Raw genomic sequence first — 18945 nt, 5'->3', positions numbered from 1 at the left:
GCTTTTTCAATCCAGGGCGTTCAAGCCCTGGATTGGCTCAGCTTATTGGCAAGCTTCGCAATCCGGCTCATCAATCGCGCAGGCCTTTGGCACAGGTGCCGGGCCGGCTGGCGCTGCGAGTACCGAATCATCACCGTGGTTGCCGCTGGAAACAGCGTTCAGCTTACCGGTGTTGATGGTCGACTTCTCGGTGCTGGTCGCGGCCAGGGCACGGAGGTAGTAAGTGGTTTTCAGGCCACGGTACCACGCCATGCGGTAGGTCACGTCGAGCTTCTTGCCCGAAGCGCCGGCGATGTACAGGTTCAGCGACTGAGCCTGGTCGATCCACTTCTGACGACGGCTGGCGGCGTCAACGATCCACTTGGTGTCGACTTCGAAGGCAGTTGCGTAGAGCTCTTTGAGTTCTTGCGGGATGCGCTCGATCTGTTGCACCGAACCGTCGTAGTACTTCAGGTCGTTGATCATGACCGAGTCCCACAGGCCGCGGGCTTTCAGGTCGCGAACCAGATACGGGTTGATCACGGTGAATTCGCCCGACAGGTTCGATTTCACATACAGGTTCTGGTAGGTCGGTTCGATCGACTGCGATACGCCGGTAATGTTGGCGATGGTCGCGGTCGGTGCGATGGCCATGATGTTGGAGTTACGAATGCCTTTCTGCACACGGGCACGTACCGGCGCCCAGTCCAGGGATTCGTTCAGGTCAACGTCGATGTACTTCTGGCCACGTTGCTCGATCAGGATCTGTTGCGAATCCAGCGGCAGGATGCCTTTGGACCACAGTGAACCCTGGAACGTCTCGTAGGCACCGCGCTCGTCGGCCAGGTCGCAGGAAGCCTGGATCGCGTAGTAGCTGACCGCTTCCATGGACTTGTCGGCGAACTCGACCGCAGCATCCGAACCGTAAGGAATGTGCTGCAGGTAAAGCGCATCCTGGAAGCCCATGATGCCCAGGCCAACCGGGCGGTGCTTAAAGTTGGAATTCTGCGCCTGTGGCACCGAGTAGTAGTTGATGTCGATAACGTTATCGAGCATGCGAACGGCGGTGTTCACGGTGCGTGCAAGCTTCACGGTGTCCAACTTGCCGTTGACGATGTGGTTCGGCAGGTTGATCGAGCCCAGGTTGCAAACGGCGATCTCGTCCTTGTTGGTGTTCAAGGTGATCTCGGTGCACAGGTTCGAGCTGTGGACCACGCCGACGTGCTGCTGCGGGCTACGCAGGTTGCACGGGTCTTTGAAGGTCAACCATGGGTGGCCGGTTTCGAACAGCATGGACAGCATTTTGCGCCACAGGTCTTTGGCCTGGATGGTCTTGAACAGCTTGATCTTGCCCGGGTACTGGGACAGCGCTTCGTAGTACTCGTAACGCTCTTCGAAGGCCTTGCCGGTCAGGTCGTGCAGGTCCGGTACTTCGGATGGCGAGAACAGGGTCCACGGACCGTCATCGAAGACGCGCTTCATGAACAGGTCAGGGATCCAGTTGGCGGTGTTCATGTCGTGGGTACGACGACGATCATCACCGGTGTTCTTGCGCAGCTCGATGAACTCTTCAATGTCCATGTGCCAGGTTTCCAGGTAGGCACACACAGCGCCTTTACGCTTGCCACCCTGGTTAACCGCAACGGCGGTGTCGTTGACGACTTTCAGGAACGGTACAACGCCCTGGGACTTGCCGTTGGTGCCCTTGATGTACGAACCCAGTGCACGCACCGGGGTCCAGTCGTTACCCAGGCCGCCGGCGAATTTGGACAACATGGCGTTGTCGTGGATCGCGTGGTAGATGCCCGACAGGTCATCCGGCACGGTGGTCAGGTAGCAGCTCGACAGCTGTGGACGCAGGGTGCCGGCGTTGAACAGGGTCGGGGTCGACGACATGTAGTCGAAGGACGACAACAGGTTGTAGAACTCGATGGCGCGGTCTTCTTTGTTCTTCTCTTCGATCGCCAGGCCCATGGCCACACGCATGAAGAACACTTGCGGCAGTTCGAAGCGGATACCGTCCTTGTGGATGAAGTAACGGTCGTACAGGGTTTGCAGGCCCAGGTAGGTGAACTGCTGGTCGCGCTCGTGGTTGATCGCTTTACCGAGTTTTTCCAGGTCGAAAGTGGCCAGGATCGGGTTCAGCAATTCGAATTCGATACCCTTGGCGATGTAGGCAGGCAGGGCCTTGGCGTACAGGTCGGCCATTTCGTGGTGAGTGGCGCTGTCGGCCACGCCCAGGAAGCCCAGGCCTTCGGCACGCAGGGTGTCCATCAGCAGGCGCGCGGTCACGAACGAGTAGTTCGGCTCACGTTCAACCAGGGTACGGGCGGTCATCACCAGGGCGGTGTTGACGTCGGTCAGGGCCACGCCGTCGTACAGATTCTTCAGGGTTTCGCGCTGAATCAGGTCACCGTCAACTTCTTCCAGGCCTTCGCAGGCCTCGGTGATGATGGTGTTCAGGCGGCCCAGGTCCAGCGGTGCAAATGTACCGTCAGCCAGGGTGATGCGGATCGACGGGTGAGCTTGTACGGCAGCTTCTTCGGCCGGGGAGCGCACGGCGCGTTCTTTGGAACGGGCGTCACGGTAGATCACGTAGTCGCGGGCTACTTTCTGCTCGCCGGCACGCATCAGGGCCAGTTCAACCTGGTCCTGGATTTCTTCGATGTGGATGGTGCCGCCCGATGGCATGCGACGCTTGAAGGTTGCGCTGACTTGTTCAGTCAGGCGGGCAACGGTGTCGTGGATGCGCGACGAGGCAGCAGCGGTGCCGCCTTCAACTGCAAGAAACGCTTTGGTGATGGCGACGGTGATTTTGTCATCGGTGTAAGGAACGACAGTGCCGTTACGCTTGATCACGCGCAGTTGGCCCGGTGCGGTGGCGGACAGATCCAGGTTCGAATCAGCGGCCTGCGGCACGGAGCCTTGCGGGTTCTCGCGAGTTGTGTCGGTTTGCATGGGGGGGTTGTCTCCACATTCTATATTTATTTGGGCACCATCACGGTGCCCACCGTTCCGTCCTGAAGCACTTACAGCAGGCCTGGGCCTGGCATAACAACTTCGGGACAGGAGGAAGGGAGCTCATCGCGCCGCTTCCATGCCGAAGTCTTCGGTTCGGGCCTTGAAGCACCCTTCGCCGTATTCCTGGTGGGTGACAGTTGCTCGCTTCGAACACTGCAACACCCGTACCGCTTTCTGCCGTTGAGGCTGGAAAACGGCTGCCATCCGCGTGCGCGGTTTGGGCTTTGAAAAAATGTTTTGGTTCAACCAAACGGGAGCAAGAAAGCACTTGAGTTTCTTGTCTGATCTGTGTTTGGTTTTTTGCTTAAAACCCTACATGTAGGGTTTTTTTAGCGCCGAGCTACAAGATAATGCGTTTTCAGGGGCTTAGCAACGCACTACCTGTGGATAACGCTGTGGGTAAAATGTGTATGAAACGTGGAACGCCCGTGTAGGCCGCAGTACTGCTGGATTGCGCCGTTTGTCACCGAATATTCCAAGGTAAAAACAGCTGATTGGAATTTTGAGGGCGCGAACCCTACCACAAAAAAACCTGATCACCGAATGGATTTCCCGGCTTGTGCTGGAGGGTTGGCCCATGGCTACAATCGGACTACTGACAGGCGTTGTTATGCCCTCAAAACATTACAAATAAGGTGCGGCGGGTGAGCGAGTTGGCCAACCAATCCCTTTATAACAATGAGGATCACCCGTGGAGCAAGAAGCCTGGCAAATATTGATTGTCGAGGACGACGAGCGATTGGCCGAGTTGACCCGTGATTATCTGGAGAGCAACGGCCTGCGGGTGTCGGTGGAGGGCGACGGCGCCCTGGCGGCGGCGCGCATCATTGCGGAGCAGCCTGATCTGGTGATCCTCGACCTGATGCTGCCCGGCGAAGACGGCCTGAGCATTTGCCGCTCAGTACGCGAACGCTATGACGGCGTGATCCTGATGCTGACCGCGCGCACCGACGACATGGACCAGGTGCTGGGCCTGGACATGGGCGCCGACGACTACGTGTGCAAACCCGTGCGCCCGCGCTTGTTGCTGGCGCGTATCCAGGCCCTGCTGCGGCGCAGCGAGCCGGCGTTGCCCGTCGCCGTGGAAAACCAGCGCCGCCTGCAATTCGGCCCGCTGGTGGTGGACAACGCCCTGCGCGAAGCCTGGCTGCACGAGGGTGGCATCGAGCTGACCAGTGCCGAGTTCGACCTGTTGTGGCTGCTGGTGGCGAACGCCGGGCGCATCCTGTCCCGCGAGGAAATCTTCATTGCGCTGCGTGGCATCGGCTACGACGGCCAGGACCGCTCCATTGATGTGCGCATCTCACGCATTCGCCCAAAAATTGGCGACGACCCGATCCACCCGCGCCTGATCAAGACCATTCGCAGCAAAGGCTACTTGTTCGTCCCCGAAGCCGCTGCCGACATGCCGTTGTGAACTCGATCTTCCTGCGCATCTACGGCGGCATGTGCGCGGCGCTGATCCTGGTCGCGCTGCTCGGCGTGCTGGCCTTGCACCTGCTCAATGAGGTGCGCAGTGGCCAGTACCGTGAGCGCTTGGCCCACGGCACCTTTGCGCTGATGGGCGACAACCTGCAACCCATGAGCCCCATCGAACGCCAGCGCGCGCTGGCAGTGTGGGAGCGCTTACTGGGTATCCCGCTGGAGTTGCGCACACTGGCTGATGCCAAGTTGGACCTGAGCCAACGCAACCGCCTGCAACGCGGCCAGGTGCTGGTGGAGCAGACCGGGCCGCATGCGGCGCGCGTGTTGCGCCTGGTCAGCGAACCGGAGCAGTTGGTACTCACGGGCGAAGTGCAGCAGATCAGCGAACAACTGGCCCGCGCGACGATTTACCTGCTGGCTGACGAACTGGTGCGCTTCCCGGTCGCCGAGCAGCCGCAAACGCTGGCCGACATTAAGCAGGCCAAGGGCTTTGGTTTTGACATGCACCTGATCACCCTGGATCAGGCCGACATGGACGATGACCAGCGCCGCCGGGTTGCGGAAGGCGACACGGTGATGGCCTTGGGCAAGGGCGGCGATTCGATCCGCGTGTTTGCCGGCATGGTCGGCACGCCGTGGGTGCTGGAAATCGGCCCGCTTTACCAAATGAACCCTTACCCGCCGCAGTGGTTGATCCTGATTGCCTTGATCAGCCTGACCCTGATCGGCTTGATCGTGTATTTATTGGTGCGCCAGCTCGAGCGGCGCCTCAAGGGCCTGGAAGCGGCGGCTACGCGCATTGCCAAAGGCAACCTGGAGGTGCGCGTACCGGCGCGCGGCGCCGACTCGGTGGGGCGCCTGGCCGCTGCTTTTAATGGCATGGCCGAGCACCTGCAGCAATTGCTGGCGATCCAGCGTGAACTGGTGCGCGCGGTGTCCCACGAACTGCGCACCCCAGTGGCGCGCCTGCGCTTTGGCCTGGAGATGATCGGCGACGCCGCCACCCCCGAGGCGCGGCGCAAATACATGGACGGCATGGACAGCGACATTCAAGACCTGGATGGCCTGGTTGACGAAATGCTCACTTACGCACGCCTGGAGCAAGGCGCGCCGGAGCTGAGTTTCCAACGGGTCGACCTCAACACGCTGCTCGATCAGGTGATCGGCGAATTGTCACCACTGCGCCCGCAGGTCACGGTGACTCGCGGCGTTTGTTTGTCTTCCGCGCATTGGGATGACGCCTGGGTCGACGCCGAGCCGCGCTACCTGCATCGCGCCCTGCAAAACCTGGTGAGCAATGCGATGCGCCATGCTCAGGGCCACGTGTTGATCAGTTATCAGGTGGGCCAGGTGCGTTGCCGCATCGACGTGGAAGACGACGGCCCCGGCGTGCCGGAAAGCGCCTGGGAGCGGATCTTCACGCCGTTCCTGCGCCTGGACGACAGCCGCACCCGCGCCTCGGGCGGGCATGGCCTGGGCTTGTCGATTGTGCGGCGGATTATCTATTGGCACGGCGGGCGGGCGTTGATCAGCAAGAGCAACAACCTGGGTGGGGCGTGCTTTAGCCTGAGTTGGCCCAGGGATCAGGAGAAACCCTGACACCGCTATCGCAGGCAAGCCAGCTCCCACAGTTTGAAAGTGTGAACCCAATCAAATGCGGCAGCCGGGCTTGCCCGCGATGGCGGTAAATCAGGCGCCGATAGCCACCAGGCTCAACAACTGCTCCCCATCCACCACAAACTGCCCCTCTAATTCGGTGCCATGGCACCACTGCGCCGACAGGTCGGTCAGCAACCGCAACCGCACATGCCCAGCCACCGACCACTCCAACACCTCGGCATGCTCAAAGTAAAAACGCTTCTGCACAATCGGGTAGAGCGCCTTGAACAGGCTTTCCTTGACCGAAAACGTCAGCGTCACCAACAAGGCGAGCTGCTCGCGCGGCACGCTTGCCATGCGCTGCATTTCCTCAGCCGTAAGAATTTCCCCGGCCAGGCGTTCCGCCCGTTCCAGTGTCAGCACATTCTCCAAGTCTATTCCCAGCCCACGCCATTGCGTCTTGTGCCCGACAATCGCCGCCGCATGCCCGGTGCTATGGGTGATGGAGCCGCTGATGTGCCCAGGCCATACCGGCGCACGGTCTTCGCCGATGGCCGGCACGCAGTCCAAGCGGTCGAGTTGTTGCAATGCCGCACGGGCGCACAGGCGGCCAGCGAGGAACTCGGCCTGGCGCTTGGCCACCGAACGCTGGATGCTGGCCGGCGGCGGCACCGCGCAGCGCTGGAAATCACCGGACTCTAATAAAGCTGGATCGAATCGGGTGCTCAGAAACACCGTGCCCGGTAACGGGACGGGCAGCGGCCAATGGGCATCGAGTGGGGTGCAGCAAGCAGGTAGGGGCGTCATGCGCGGTATTTTGCGTCAGTTGGCGCGCCAGTGGATAGCCCGTAACGGTTCAGGCCAGGTTCAGAGCCTGTTCAGGGGGAGTTCAGGGGCGCTTGCGTAGTCTGGCTTCAACAGCCAAAACGCGTAGAGGTAAGCACCATGACTGCGATCAAACAGCTGATGTTGGCGTTAACCATGCTCAGTGCCACTGCCGGGGTCCAGGCTTCGGACAGCGCTTTTGCAGGCTTTGGTGGCGAGAAAACCAAGAAGTCCAGCAACCTGATCCAGCGTGTCAGCTTCGAAGACGCGGGCAGCCAGGCCGCACCGTGGGGCCAGTCCCTGGGGCTGACCAGCCCGCAGCCAGGCTACCGCACCGGCTACGAACACCTGACGAGCCAATACAATGGCATTAAACTGCGCCCGCAAGACTTGCAGGGCCGCTATGATATCCCCCTGTCGGACAGTTGAATTGCCTTGGAGAGCCTTATGAAATTGCTGGTCGTGGAAGATGAGGCGCTGTTGCGTCATCACCTGTTCACCCGCCTGACCGACAGCGGGCACGTGGTCGAGGCCGTGGCCAATGCCGAGGAAGCCCTGTACCAGACCGGGCAGTTCAACCATGACTTGGCCATCATCGACCTGGGCCTGCCCGGCATGGGCGGCCTGGACCTGATCCGCCAACTGCGCAGCCAGGCCAAGACCTTTCCGATCCTGATCCTCACCGCGCGCGGCAACTGGCAGGACAAGGTCGAAGGCTTGGCGGCCGGCGCCGATGACTACGTGGTCAAGCCGTTCCAGTTCGAAGAGCTGGAAGCGCGCATGAACGCTTTGCTGCGCCGCTCCAGCGGGTTCACCCAGTCGACCATCGTCGCCGGGCCCTTGCTGCTGGACCTCAATCGTAAGCAGGCGTCCCTGGATGAGCAGCCTTTGGCGCTGACCGCCTATGAGTATCGGATTCTCGAATACCTGATGCGTCACCATCAACAAGTTGTCGCCAAGGACCGCTTGATGGAACAGCTCTACCCCGATGACGACGAGCGTGATCCGAATGTGATCGAAGTGCTGGTCGGGCGCCTGCGCCGCAAGCTGGAAGGCCCGGCCGGGTTCAAGCCGATCGACACCGTGCGCGGCCTGGGTTACCTGTTTAATGAGCGCTGCCGTTGATACGCTCGTTACGTGTGCGCTTGATGCTGGCGGCCACCACCCTGGCCGTGCTGTTTATGCTGGGCTTATTGCCCGCGATGCAAGGTGCGTTCAGCCTGGCGCTGCAGGATTCCATCGAGCAGCGCCTGGCCTCGGACGTTACCACGCTGATTTCCGCCGCGCGGGTCGACAACAACCGCCTGCTGATGCCGGCGCAGTTGCCGGATGAACGCTTCAACCTCACCGACAGTCGCCTGCTCGGCTATATCTACGACCGTGAAGGCCATCTGGTCTGGCGTTCGCGGGCGACCCAGGAAGAAAACATCAACTACAAGCCGCGCTATGACGGGCGCGGGAATGAGTTTGCGCGGATCCGCGAGGCCAATGGCCAGGAGTTTTTCGTGTATGACGTCGAGGTCAGGCTGCTGGGCGGCAAGAGCGCGGCGTTCAGTATCGTCGCCCTGCAACCGGTACGCGAATACCAGCTGACCCTTGAAGGCCTGCAAGAAAACCTCTACTTGGGTTTCGGCGCCGCCTTGCTGGTGTTGCTGACGCTGCTGTGGCTGGGCCTGACCTGGGGCCTGCAGGCCCTGCGGCGCCTGAGCCAGGAACTTGACCAGATTGAAGGCGGCACCCGCGAAAGCCTGACCGAAGAGCACCCGCGCGAACTGCTGCGCCTCACCGGTTCTCTGAACCGTTTGCTGCACAGCGAGCGTGAGCAGCGGGCGCGCTACCGCGACTCCCTCGACGACTTGGCCCACAGCCTGAAAACCCCGCTGGCGGTGTTGCAGGGCGTGAGCGAAGACATGGCCCAGCGCCCCGAAGAGCGCGGCCAGGCCTGGGTGTTGCAATCGCAGATCGAGCGCATGAGCCAGCAGATCGGCTATCAATTGCAGCGTGCCAGCCTGCGCAAAAGTGGCTTGGTGCGCCACCAGGTGCGCCTGGAGCCGGTGCTGCAAAGCCTGTGCGACACGTTGGACAAGGTCTACCGCGACAAGCGCGTGACGGTGACCTTCGATTTGCCGCCAGAGTGTGATTTGCCGATCGAGAAGGGCGCCTTGCTCGAGATGCTCGGCAACCTGCTGGAAAACGCTTACCGCCTGTGCCTGAGCGAAGTGCACATCAGCCTGACGGAAAACCTCGAAGGCACTGAGCTGTGCATTGAGGATGATGGCCCTGGCGTGCCGCCCGATCAGCGTGCACGGATTCTGCAAAGGGGCGAACGGCTTGACCGTCAGCACCCGGGGCAGGGCATTGGTTTGGCGGTGGTCAAGGACATCATCGAAAGCTACAGCGCGCGGCTGACCCTTGGGGATTCGCCACTGGGTGGCGCGGCGTTCAAGATTCACTTTCCGGCTGTTTGATCTTTATTGCCTGGGCGGGCCTCATCGCAGCATGGGTATCTACGCAACTTTTTGTGTTGCGCTAAGCTTTTGACGGGGTTTTTAGGTGGATATGAGTACATATCCGTTGCTGCGGTAACGGCTGCTTAGGGTTCCGCTCTTACAGCGGCTCACTTTTGGAAAGACCCAAAAGTAAGCAAAGGTCTTTGCCCCACCACTCGGTGCCTCGCCTAGGCTCGGCATGCCCTCACTCCGGCTTGAATCCGTGGGCCGCCGCCGCCATGGGCCATCCTTGGCCCATCGCGGCTAACCCGGCGTCCTGCCGGGTTACCCACGGATTCAAGCCTGCGTTCGGCCATCGTGGTTAACGGGGCGCCTAAGATCAAGATCAAAAGCAAGAGCACGGCGGCCTAGTAGCCGACCTGAGTGGTAGAAGCAAAAGCAAGGCAGAAGCAGAGCAGAAGCAGAGCAGAAGCAGAGCACCACCCTATCTAGCTGATGTAATGAGATCCCAATGTGGGAGCGGGCTTGCTCGCGAACGCGGTGAGTCAGTTACACATGATCTGACTGACCCACCGCCTTCGCGAGCAAGCCCGCTCCCACAGTTTTGACCGAGTTTAGCTGCCAGCACCGCAGTGCTCTGCTTTTCTGTGGGCTGGCTGGCTTGCCTGCGATGCAAGCACCTCGGTGTGTCAGGCATAACCAGCCGATGCCATCGCAGGCAAGCCAGCTCCCACATTAGATTGAGTTCAGCCTCCACGATTATCGGCTTTCAGGCCGCCTCGGTTTTGCTTTTGATCTAACCACTCAGGTCGGCTACTAGGCCGCCGTGCTCTTGCTTTTGATCTTGATCTTAGGCGCCCCGTTAAACCACGCTGGCCGAACGCAGGCTTTGGAGCGGGGTAAACCGGCAGGACGCCGGTTTAGCCGCGATGGGCCAAGGATGGCCCATGGCGGCGGCCCCGCCCAAAGCCGGAGTGAGGGCACACCGAGCCTAAGCGAGGTGCCGAGTGGTGGGGCAAGAGCCCTTTGGTTACTTTTGGGGCTCTTTTCCAAAAGTGACCCGCCGTAAGGGCGGAACCCATAGCCGCCGTTACCCAAATAACGGATATGCACCCAGCGCCCCCGCAACAACCAAAGAATTCAACCCATAAAAAGATGTGTAGATACCTAAGGCTATCGCAGGCAATTCACCTCTAACTCTCCTGCGCCCGATACGCCCCCGGCGTCAATCCAGTCCACTTCTTGAACGCCCGATGAAACGCCGACGGTTCGGAAAACCCCAGCTGTTCGGCAATCTCCTGCAATGACAAATCCGCCCGCCCCAAATGGTAGATGGCGATGTCCCGCCGCAACTCATCCTTGAGCGCCTGAAAGCTGGTGCCTTCTTCACGCAAATGCCGGCGCAGGGTTTGTGGGCTGATGTGCAGGTGCTGCGCGACGGCTTCCAGGTCCGGCCAGGGCGTGCAGTCGCGGCTCAGCAAGCGGCGCAGTTGGCTGCTCAGGCTGTCGCCTTCATCCGGCCGCGACAGCAGGTCGGCGGGCGAGCGCTCAAGAAAGTGCTTGAGGGTGCGTTCGTCCTGCAATAGCGGCAGGCTCAAGTAGCGCGCCGGAAACACCAGGCTGCTGTGCGGCGCGCCGAACACCTGAGGGCAGGGGAAGAGCAGGTCATATTCGCCAGCATGCGCCGGCATCGGGTAGCTGAAAGTGGCCTGGTGCAGCCGAATACGCTGGCCGATCAGCCAGCTGCCCAGGCGATGCCAGATCACCAGCAGGCATTCGCTGAGGAAATGATCCGGGTCCCACAGCTGCGAATCGTCCAGGCTCAGGCGGGCCATGTCGCCTTCTCTTGTCAGCTGCCAGCGCGGACCCTGTGGGAATAGGCTATAAAATAATAAGCCGCGTTCCAGAGCCTTCTCCAGGGTGCGGCAGTGAATCAGCGCGTGGCACATCATGGCGAAGGTGCCGCGTTTGCTTGGGCCTTCGGCAAACCCCAGGTATTCGTCGTCCAGCGCCAGCCAGAGCATTTGCAACAGCCGGGTAAATTGCTCGGGGGCGATGCGGGCGCGTGGCTCGGTCAACAGTTCCGGGGTGATGCCGGCCTGCAACAGCAGGGGCGAGTAATCGTAGCCCGCCCGACGCGCCCCGCCGAGGGCGGCCCGCGCGTAGTGACTGGCGATGGTACGTTCACGCATGTGAGGTCCTCGTCCATGGAGTGGCGGATGGTAGCCACCCGAGGGCGGGACGACAAGGCGGATATCCGCCAAATTGTAGGACGAGATCAGAGGGCGTGGCGGGTTTCCGCCAGCTTCTTGGTGGCCCTGACGGGGGCATTCAACCCCTCAGCCCTGATGTCTAAAGGCCTTCAGGGTTTTTAAGCAAAGTGGCACGGCGTTTGCGATAAAGATCACAGCGCAGGAATGTTCTTACAGACCTCGCAAACAACAAATCCCTCCAGTGCAGGAGGGTTCGCAATTCAAGTGTCGTGGGCAATGGCGGATCTTTGCCACACGGTGCGATTGAGGAACTTTGCAATGACGACTCGTCAGCCAATCTACAAATCCCTGTATTTCCAAGTGATCGTTGCAATCGTTATCGGTATTTTGCTCGGTCACTTCTACCCGCAGACCGGCGTGGCCCTCAAGCCACTGGGTGACGGGTTCATCAAACTGATCAAAATGGTCATCGCCCCGATCATCTTCTGCACCGTTGTCAGCGGCATCGCTGGCATGCAAAGCATGAAATCGGTCGGCAAAACCGGCGGCTACGCGCTGCTGTACTTCGAAGTTGTTTCCACCATCGCCCTGCTGATCGGCCTGGTCGTGGTCAACGTTGTGCAACCGGGCGCCGGCATGCACATCGACGTGGCTACCCTGGATGCCTCCAAAGTCGCTGCCTACGTGACTGCCGGTGCAGACCAGAGCGTGGTTGGCTTCATCCTCAACGTGATCCCGAACACCATCGTCGGCGCCTTCGCCAACGGTGACATCCTGCAAGTGCTGATGTTCTCGGTGATCTTCGGTTTCGCCCTGCACCGCCTGGGCGCCTATGGCAAGCCGGTACTGGACTTCATCGATCGCTTCGCTCACGTGATGTTCAACATCATCAACATGATCATGAAGCTCGCGCCAATCGGTGCCCTGGGCGCCATGGCGTTCACCATCGGCGCCTACGGTGTAGGTTCCCTGGTGCAGCTCGGCCAGTTGATGATCTGCTTCTACATCACCTGCATCCTGTTCGTGGTCGTGGTGCTGGGCGCTATCTGCCGCGCACACGGTTTCAGCGTGTTGAAGCTGGTTCGCTACATCCGTGAAGAGCTGCTGATCGTTCTGGGTACTTCCTCCTCCGAATCCGCACTGCCACGCATGCTGATCAAGATGGAGCGTCTGGGCGCGAAGAAATCCGTAGTAGGCCTGGTGATCCCGACCGGCTACTCGTTCAACCTCGACGGTACTTCGATCTACCTGACCATGGCTGCCGTGTTCATCGCCCAGGCGACTGACACCCACATGGACATCACTCACCAGATCACCCTGCTGCTGGTGCTGCTGTTGTCCTCCAAAGGCGCTGCTGGCGTGACCGGTTCGGGCTTCATCGTACTGGCTGCTACCCTGTCGGCTGTCGGCCACCTGCCGGTTGCCGGCCTGGCGCTGATCCTGGGTATCGACCGCTTCATGTCTGAAGCCCGCGCACTGACCAACCTGGTGGGTAACGCCGTTGCCACCATCGTTGTGGCCAAGTGGGTCAAGGAACTGGACACTGACAAGCTGCACAGCGAGTTGGCATCCGGCGGTACTGGCATCTCCGACACCCGTCCGGAAGATGACCTGGGTGTGGCCGAAGGCCCTGCTCCTGCTGCTGTGAAGTAAGGGGCTGATGGCGTGAACTGACGCCGAAGTTACCAACAAACGCCCCGACTTGTTCGGGGCGTTTGCGTTTCTGCTGGGTCACTTTTTGCATGTTTTGATTTACATTCAGTGAGTAGTTCATCACGTTGCGATGAAGCCCGTCTCTACAAGGCGGCTGTTGGTTACGCTGATGAAACTCGCACCGTGCTGCCCGCTCTAAAACCCCTTAACCCGCCGCATGTTTGCGCAGTAATTGCTTGCAGGAGTCTTGATGGACAGTGTGGATCTGAATGTCTTGCGCAGCGTGCTCGACTGGCGCCGTGCCGGGCACCGCGTGGTGCTCTACAGCGTGGTCCAGACCTGGGGCAGCGCGCCGCGTCCGCCGGGGGCGATGTTGGCCTTGCGTGGCGATGGCGTGGTGATTGGCTCAGTGTCCGGTGGCTGCATCGAGGATGACTTGATCGCGCGCTTGCAGGATGGCCGCTTGCCTGAGGATGGGCCGCCGGTGCAGTTAGTGACCTATGGCGTTACCCGCGATGAGGCGGCGCGTTTTGGCTTGCCTTGCGGTGGCACTCTGCGCCTTACAGAGGAGCGGGTTGATGACTGGCGTTGGGTCGCGCAATTGCTGGAGCGTTGCGAAGCGCATGAAATCGTCGCCCGAGAGCTGGACCTGGTCACGGGCCGCGTGAGCTTGGTCGGTGCGAGCAAAACCGATGTCGTGACCTTCGACGGCGAACGCCTGCGGGCCATTTACGGGCCGCGTTGGCGACTACTGTTGATCGGCGCCGGGCAGCTGTCGCGCTACGTGGCTGAGATGGCGCGGCTGTTGGATTTCGAGGTGCTGATCTGTGACCCGCGCGAAGAGTTCGTCTATGGCTGGGAAGAGCAACACGGCCGCTTTGTGCCGGGCATGCCGGATGAGGCGGTCTTGAATATCCAGACGGATGAGCGCACGGCCATCGTCTGCCTGACCCACGACCCACGCCTGGATGACATGGCGCTGCTGACGGCGTTGAATTCCACCGCGTTCTACATCGGTGCCCTCGGTTCGCGGGTCAATACGCAAAAGCGCCGGGAAAACCTGACGGCGCTGGGTTTGTCGGCGGAGGCGATTGCACGTTTGCATGGGCCGATTGGTTTGCACATCGGCAGCCATACTCCGTCCGAGATTGCGTTGTCGTTGATGGCGGAAATCGTCGCCATCAAGAATGGCGTGGCACCGACGCAGAAAAAGCCGCTGCCGGTAGTGGCTGAATGACCGTTACCGCGATTGTGCTGGCGGCCGGGCAGGGCAGTCGTTTTCGTGCCGAAGCGGGGGCTGATAAGGATAAGTTGTTGGCCGACTGCGTAGGCTTGGATGGCGTGACGCGACCGGTGATCGAGCAGGTGCTATTGAATTTGCCTGAGCGTGTTGTAACGCGCTGGTTGGTGACCTCGCCGGACCGGCCCGAAGTGATTCGCCTGGCGCGGGCCTACGGTTGTGAGGTGTTGCTGCTGCACTCAGTTGGGATGGGCGATAGCATTGCGGCGGCGGTCGCAGCCAGTGGTGAGTCTGATGGCTGGTTGGTGGTGTTGGGGGATATGCCGTTTATCCAATCTTCTAGTATCGAAAGGGTGGTTGATGCGCTGGCAGCAGATGGCATCCGTGTGCCGGTGCTGGCGGGTGAATACGGGCATCCAGTGGCGTTTGGCCGGGCGCTTGGGCCATCCTTGATGGCGCTGAACGGGGATCGCGGCGCCAAGCCGTTATTTGCCTGTGCGACGGTGAGTGAGGTCCAGGTTAGCGATCCTGGCGTGCTTTGGGATGTGGACCTACCGCAGATGCTAAGTTTCCACGTGGACTGAATGTGGGAGCTGGCTTGTTGTGGCGAGCGGGCTTGCCCTAATGCCGTTCAGTTAAGCGCAGATCCCCTGTGGGAGCGGCGGTGCGACGATTCGACTTGCCCGCGAAAGCGGTGGGTCAGTCAACATCAATGTTTGCTGGGCCGACGTCATCGCGGGCAAGCCCGCTCCCACAGTTGAGTGCATTTCAATTCAATATAGCGGTGTGTTCAGCCCCATAAAAAAGCCCCGCCTGATCACTCAGGCGGGGCTTTTTAGTGGCTGATGGAATCAGACGAGGGGTTTAGGCTCGTGTTCTGCTTCCAAAGCCTTTGGGGCGTGCTCAACCACTGTTTCAGCAACCGGGGCTGGTGCCTCGATTACTTCGACAGCGGCCGGTGCTGCTGCGGCAGCTGCAGCGGCTGCCTCAGCTTCCTTGCGACGGCGACGCACTTCACGTGGGTCGTTCGGCGCGCGGCCGTTTTCGGTCAGGGCGCTGGCAGGTGCTGCTTCGACCACCGGGGCGGCGACTTCGGCAACCACTGGCGCTTCAACCACTGGCGCAGGCTCGGCAACCACAACCGGAGCGGCTTCAACCACTTCGGCAACCGGTGTAGGCGCTTCTTCTACCGCGGGGGCAGAGGCTGGCGCTTCAACTGCAGCGGCTGGTTCGGCAGTCCACTGGAAGGCGGTCTGTTCTTCGCGAACTTCACGCACTGCCGGGGCGGCTTCTTCAACAACCGGCGCTTCAAACACGGGCTGAGGCTCAACCACCGGTGCAGGCTCGACAGCAGCCACTTCCACTTCTGGTTGGGTTTCGCGAACCGGTGCAACTTCCACTTCCGTAACCACTGGGGCTTCGATTGGGGTAGTTGCTTCAACAACCGGCGCTTCTACCAATGGGGTTTCAGCCACCGGTGCTTCTGGGGCTTCTACCGCAACAGTTTCTTCAACGGCAGCTGTGGCGCGTTCAGCTTGCTCGTGCGCCTGGGCTTCAGCCGGTGCGCTGATGACCGAGCTGGCAACGGCAGCCGTTACCGCCAGGCCGGCAGCCAATTCGGCGCCAGTTGGTTCGGTGGTGGCGGCTTCTGCGTTTTCGCCGGTCTCTTCCGAGCCTTCGATCACGTTACCGTTGGCATCACGTTGACGCTCGCGACGGTTGCTGCGACGACGCTGGCCACGGGAGCGGCGGCGTGGACGATCGCCTTCGGCGTTGTCCTGGCCATCTTCCTGCAGTTGCTCTTCGCCGGTCAGCACTTCGTCTTCTTCGCTGGCAGCAGCTGCTTGCTCGGCGCGTGGTTGACGCTCTTCACGCGGTGGGCGCGGTTGGCGCTCTTCACGTGGGGCGCGTTCTTCACGCGGCTGGCGAGCCGGGCGTTCTTCACTGGCAGCTTCGCCAGCTACGGCAGGCGCTGCGTCCAGTGGCTCGCGCAGTTCACGTACACGTTCTTCACGCTCGCCACGTGGCTTGCGGTCTTCACGGGGTGCGCGTGGGGTGCGTGGTGCGCGCTCTTCACGCGGTGCACGTTCTTCGCGGGCTACGGTTGGGGTTTCTTCACGGGCTTCGCGAGGTGCGCGTTCTTCACGTGGTGCGCGTTCTTCACGCGGAGCACGTTCTTCGCGCGGCTTGCGCTCTTCGTCACGGCGACCGTTGCGGTTACGGCTTTGCTGACGGCCGTTGCGACGCTCTTCGTTGCGCGCCGGGCGCTCGGTGGCTGGTTTTTCAACCACAACCGGAGCCGCGGGCTCTTCTTTAGTTGCGAACAGGCTAACCAGAGACTTCACCAGGCCTTTGAACAGGCTTGGCTCAGGCAGGGCGGCCGGCGCGGCAACCGGGGCGGCGACTTCAGCAGGCACCGGTGCGTTGGCGCGAGCTGGAGCCGTCTTCACCGCGGCTTCCTGGCGAACCAGAGTGCGGGTCGCGGCGGCTGGCTGGACTTCTTCGACTTCGGCAGCGGCAGCCGCGATTTCGTAGCTGGACTGGCCGCTGTGAGCTTCCGGGCTGTCATCACGCAGGCGCTGCACTTCGAAGTGCGGCGTCTCGAGGTGATCGTTCGGCAGGATGACGATACGGGCACGGGTGCGCAGTTCGATCTTGGTGATCGAGTTGCGTTTTTCGTTAAGCAGGAAGGCTGCAACCGGGATCGGCACTTGCGCGCGGACTTCGGCAGTGCGGTCTTTCAGGGCTTCTTCTTCGATCAGGCGCAGGATCGCCAGGGACAGCGATTCAACGTCACGGATGATGCCGGTGCCGTTGCAACGCGGGCAGACGATGCCGCTGCTCTCGCCCAAGGATGGGCGCAGGCGCTGACGGGACATTTCCAGCAGGCCGAAGCGCGAGATGCGGCCAACCTGTACGCGGGCACGGTCAGCTTCCAGGCATTCGCGGACTTTCTCTTCCACGGCGCGCTGGTTCTTGGCCGGGGTCATGTCGATGAAGTCGATCACGATCAGGCCGCCGATGTCACGCAGGCGCAGCTGGCGGGCGATTTCTTCAGCCGCTTCCAGGTTGGTCTGCAGGGCGGTTTCTTCGATGTCGCTGCCTTTGGTCGCACGCGCCGAGTTGATGTCGATGGACACCAGGGCTTCGGTCGGGTCGATCACAATGGAGCCGCCGGAAGGCAGTTCGACCACGCGCTGGAAGGCGGTCTCGATCTGGCTTTCGATCTGGAAACGGTTGAACAGCGGAACGCTGTCTTCGTAGAGCTTGATCTTGCTGGCGTACTGCGGCATCACCTGGCGGATGAAAGTCAGGGCTTCGTCCTGGGCTTCAACGCTGTCGATCAGCACTTCGCCGATGTCCTGGCGCAGGTAATCGCGGATGGCGCGGATGATCACGTTGCTTTCCTGGTAGATCAGGAACGGCGCGGAACGATCCAGGGACGCTTCTTTAATAGCGGTCCACAGTTGCAGCAGGTAGTCGAGGTCCCACTGCATTTCTTCGCTGCTGCGGCCAAGGCCGGCAGTGCGAACGATCAGGCCCATGTCGGCCGGTGCGATCAAGCCGTTCAGCGCTTCACGCAGTTCGTTGCGCTCTTCGCCTTCGATGCGACGGGAGATGCCGCCGGCACGCGGGTTGTTCGGCATCAGGACCAGATAACGGCCAGCCAGGCTGATGAAGGTGGTCAGGGCGGCGCCCTTGTTGCCACGTTCTTCTTTTTCGACCTGAACGATAACTTCCTGGCCTTCGCTCAGGACGTCTTTGATGTTCACGCGGCCTTCAGGGGCTTTCTTGAAGTATTCGCGGGAGATTTCTTTGAGGGGCAGGAAGCCGTGGCGCTCGGAGCCGAAATCGACAAAGGCAGCCTCAAGGCTCGGTTCGATGCGAGTAATACGGCCTTTATAGATGTTGGCCTTCTTTTGCTCGCGTGCACCGGATTCGATGTCCAGGTCGTAGAGGCGTTGGCCATCTACCAGTGCAACACGCAACTCTTCGGGTTGAGTTGCGTTAATCAGCATTCTTTTCATGTTGTACCGTCGGTTTCCGGGCTGCCGGAAACGGCGTTCGGCACACACGACTTCTCACGGTCGGTGTCAGGTGCGTCAAGAGTGGTTGGCCACTCCAGTGTCCAGCAATAACGAGCCAATTGGGCCGGTATCGCGACGGACGCGTCCTGCTTGTTAGCGGTGGTGACAAAGGCACCACTTCAACAAAAGCTAAGGTCAGGAGGAGGAATCAACCGGCGACTGTGGACGAGATGAAGCGTCTAAATATAAGCCTAGTGCTACACGGTCCGACGGTTGTGCATCTCCACCCTACACGTATCCCTGATAATTCGGGTGCTGCCGCGCGCAGAATCCGCAGCGGGTTGGCATTTACCGTGTTCTCCAATGGGGAGTCCACGCTCATGGCTAAACAAGACTAGGTGTGGGCGACTGCGCTCTCACTCAGCTCTTAACAGGCGTTGTTTCCGAAGCATTCGCCATGGTCTGGCTCAAGACTGACTGCACTTTGTGAACTGGCCGTAAATATCGGCGCA

General features: G+C 60.7%; 12 protein-coding genes. 8 read left to right on the top strand and 4 right to left on the bottom strand.

Going from position 1 to position 18945, the window contains the following annotated elements; translation table 11 throughout:
- Positions 1 to 42 precede the first annotated feature (42 nt).
- Positions 43 to 2937: a ribonucleoside-diphosphate reductase subunit alpha gene (locus KZH41_RS23930; protein ID WP_094950524.1), complete on the bottom strand. Its 2895-nt coding sequence runs from the start codon at positions 2935 to 2937 to the stop codon at positions 43 to 45.
- 754 nt (positions 2938 to 3691) lie between these two features.
- Here KZH41_RS23930 and KZH41_RS23925 point away from each other — a divergent pair.
- Both KZH41_RS23925 and KZH41_RS23920 read left to right on the top strand, forming a co-directional pair.
- The gene (locus KZH41_RS23925; RefSeq protein ID WP_094950525.1) at positions 3692 to 4417 is read left to right on the top strand and encodes a response regulator; all 726 of its coding nucleotides are present in this window, start codon (positions 3692 to 3694) and stop codon (positions 4415 to 4417) included.
- Positions 4414 to 6024, top strand: coding sequence for an ATP-binding protein (locus tag KZH41_RS23920; protein ID WP_263273858.1), 1611 nt, complete (start codon positions 4414 to 4416; stop codon positions 6022 to 6024). Before KZH41_RS23925 ends, KZH41_RS23920 begins: the two co-directional genes overlap by 4 nt.
- A 90-nt stretch (positions 6025 to 6114) precedes the next feature.
- On the opposite strand, the gene KZH41_RS23915 is transcribed toward KZH41_RS23920, so the two are convergent.
- On the bottom strand, positions 6115 to 6831 hold the full coding sequence (locus KZH41_RS23915; RefSeq protein WP_263273857.1) for a 4'-phosphopantetheinyl transferase family protein: 717 nt from the start codon (positions 6829 to 6831) through the stop codon (positions 6115 to 6117).
- Positions 6832 to 6969: 138 nt separating this feature from the next.
- Here KZH41_RS23915 and KZH41_RS23910 point away from each other — a divergent pair, with 138 nt between their 5' ends.
- The 3 genes from KZH41_RS23910 to KZH41_RS23900 are packed head-to-tail and all read left to right on the top strand — an operon-like array spanning position 6970 to position 9317.
- On the top strand, positions 6970 to 7278 hold the full coding sequence (locus KZH41_RS23910) for a hypothetical protein (protein ID WP_094950528.1): 309 nt from the start codon (positions 6970 to 6972) through the stop codon (positions 7276 to 7278).
- A gap of 18 nt (positions 7279 to 7296) precedes the next feature.
- Entirely contained in the window at positions 7297 to 7974 is a 678-nt protein-coding gene (locus tag KZH41_RS23905) for a response regulator (RefSeq protein ID WP_017138377.1), read from the top strand.
- Positions 7971 to 9317 (top strand): ATP-binding protein, encoded by a 1347-nt coding sequence (locus KZH41_RS23900; protein ID WP_094950529.1) that lies wholly within the window; start codon positions 7971 to 7973, stop codon positions 9315 to 9317. Before KZH41_RS23905 ends, KZH41_RS23900 begins: the two co-directional genes overlap by 4 nt.
- A 1175-nt stretch (positions 9318 to 10492) precedes the next feature.
- Here KZH41_RS23900 and KZH41_RS23895 read toward each other — a convergent pair.
- Positions 10493 to 11491, bottom strand: coding sequence for an AraC family transcriptional regulator (locus KZH41_RS23895; protein WP_263273856.1), 999 nt, complete (start codon positions 11489 to 11491; stop codon positions 10493 to 10495).
- A gap of 339 nt (positions 11492 to 11830) precedes the next feature.
- Here KZH41_RS23895 and KZH41_RS23890 point away from each other — a divergent pair, with 339 nt between their 5' ends.
- The 3 genes from KZH41_RS23890 to KZH41_RS23880 all read left to right on the top strand — a co-directional run bounded on the left by KZH41_RS23890 (position 11831) and on the right by KZH41_RS23880 (position 14989).
- Positions 11831 to 13165, top strand: coding sequence for a dicarboxylate/amino acid:cation symporter (locus KZH41_RS23890; protein ID WP_094951985.1), 1335 nt, complete (start codon positions 11831 to 11833; stop codon positions 13163 to 13165).
- Positions 13166 to 13415: 250 nt separating this feature from the next.
- Positions 13416 to 14402, top strand: coding sequence for an XdhC family protein (locus KZH41_RS23885; protein ID WP_094951986.1), 987 nt, complete (start codon positions 13416 to 13418; stop codon positions 14400 to 14402).
- Complete coding sequence (locus tag KZH41_RS23880) at positions 14399 to 14989, top strand: NTP transferase domain-containing protein (RefSeq protein WP_242152079.1); 591 nt, start codon at positions 14399 to 14401, stop codon at positions 14987 to 14989. Before KZH41_RS23885 ends, KZH41_RS23880 begins: the two co-directional genes overlap by 4 nt.
- 267 nt (positions 14990 to 15256) lie before the next feature.
- Here the strand turns inward: KZH41_RS23880 and rne are convergent, their stop codons facing one another.
- A complete protein-coding gene (gene rne, locus KZH41_RS23875; protein ID WP_406991545.1) occupies positions 15257 to 18433 on the bottom strand; it encodes a ribonuclease E in 3177 nt (1058 codons plus the stop codon).
- Positions 18434 to 18945: the final 512 nt, after the last annotated feature.

The sequence above is a fragment of the Pseudomonas sp. YeP6b genome, from assembly GCF_025642995.1.
In the GTDB taxonomy this organism is placed as follows: domain Bacteria; phylum Pseudomonadota; class Gammaproteobacteria; order Pseudomonadales; family Pseudomonadaceae; genus Aquipseudomonas.
This window is presented reverse-complemented; position numbering and strand designations above follow the sequence as displayed.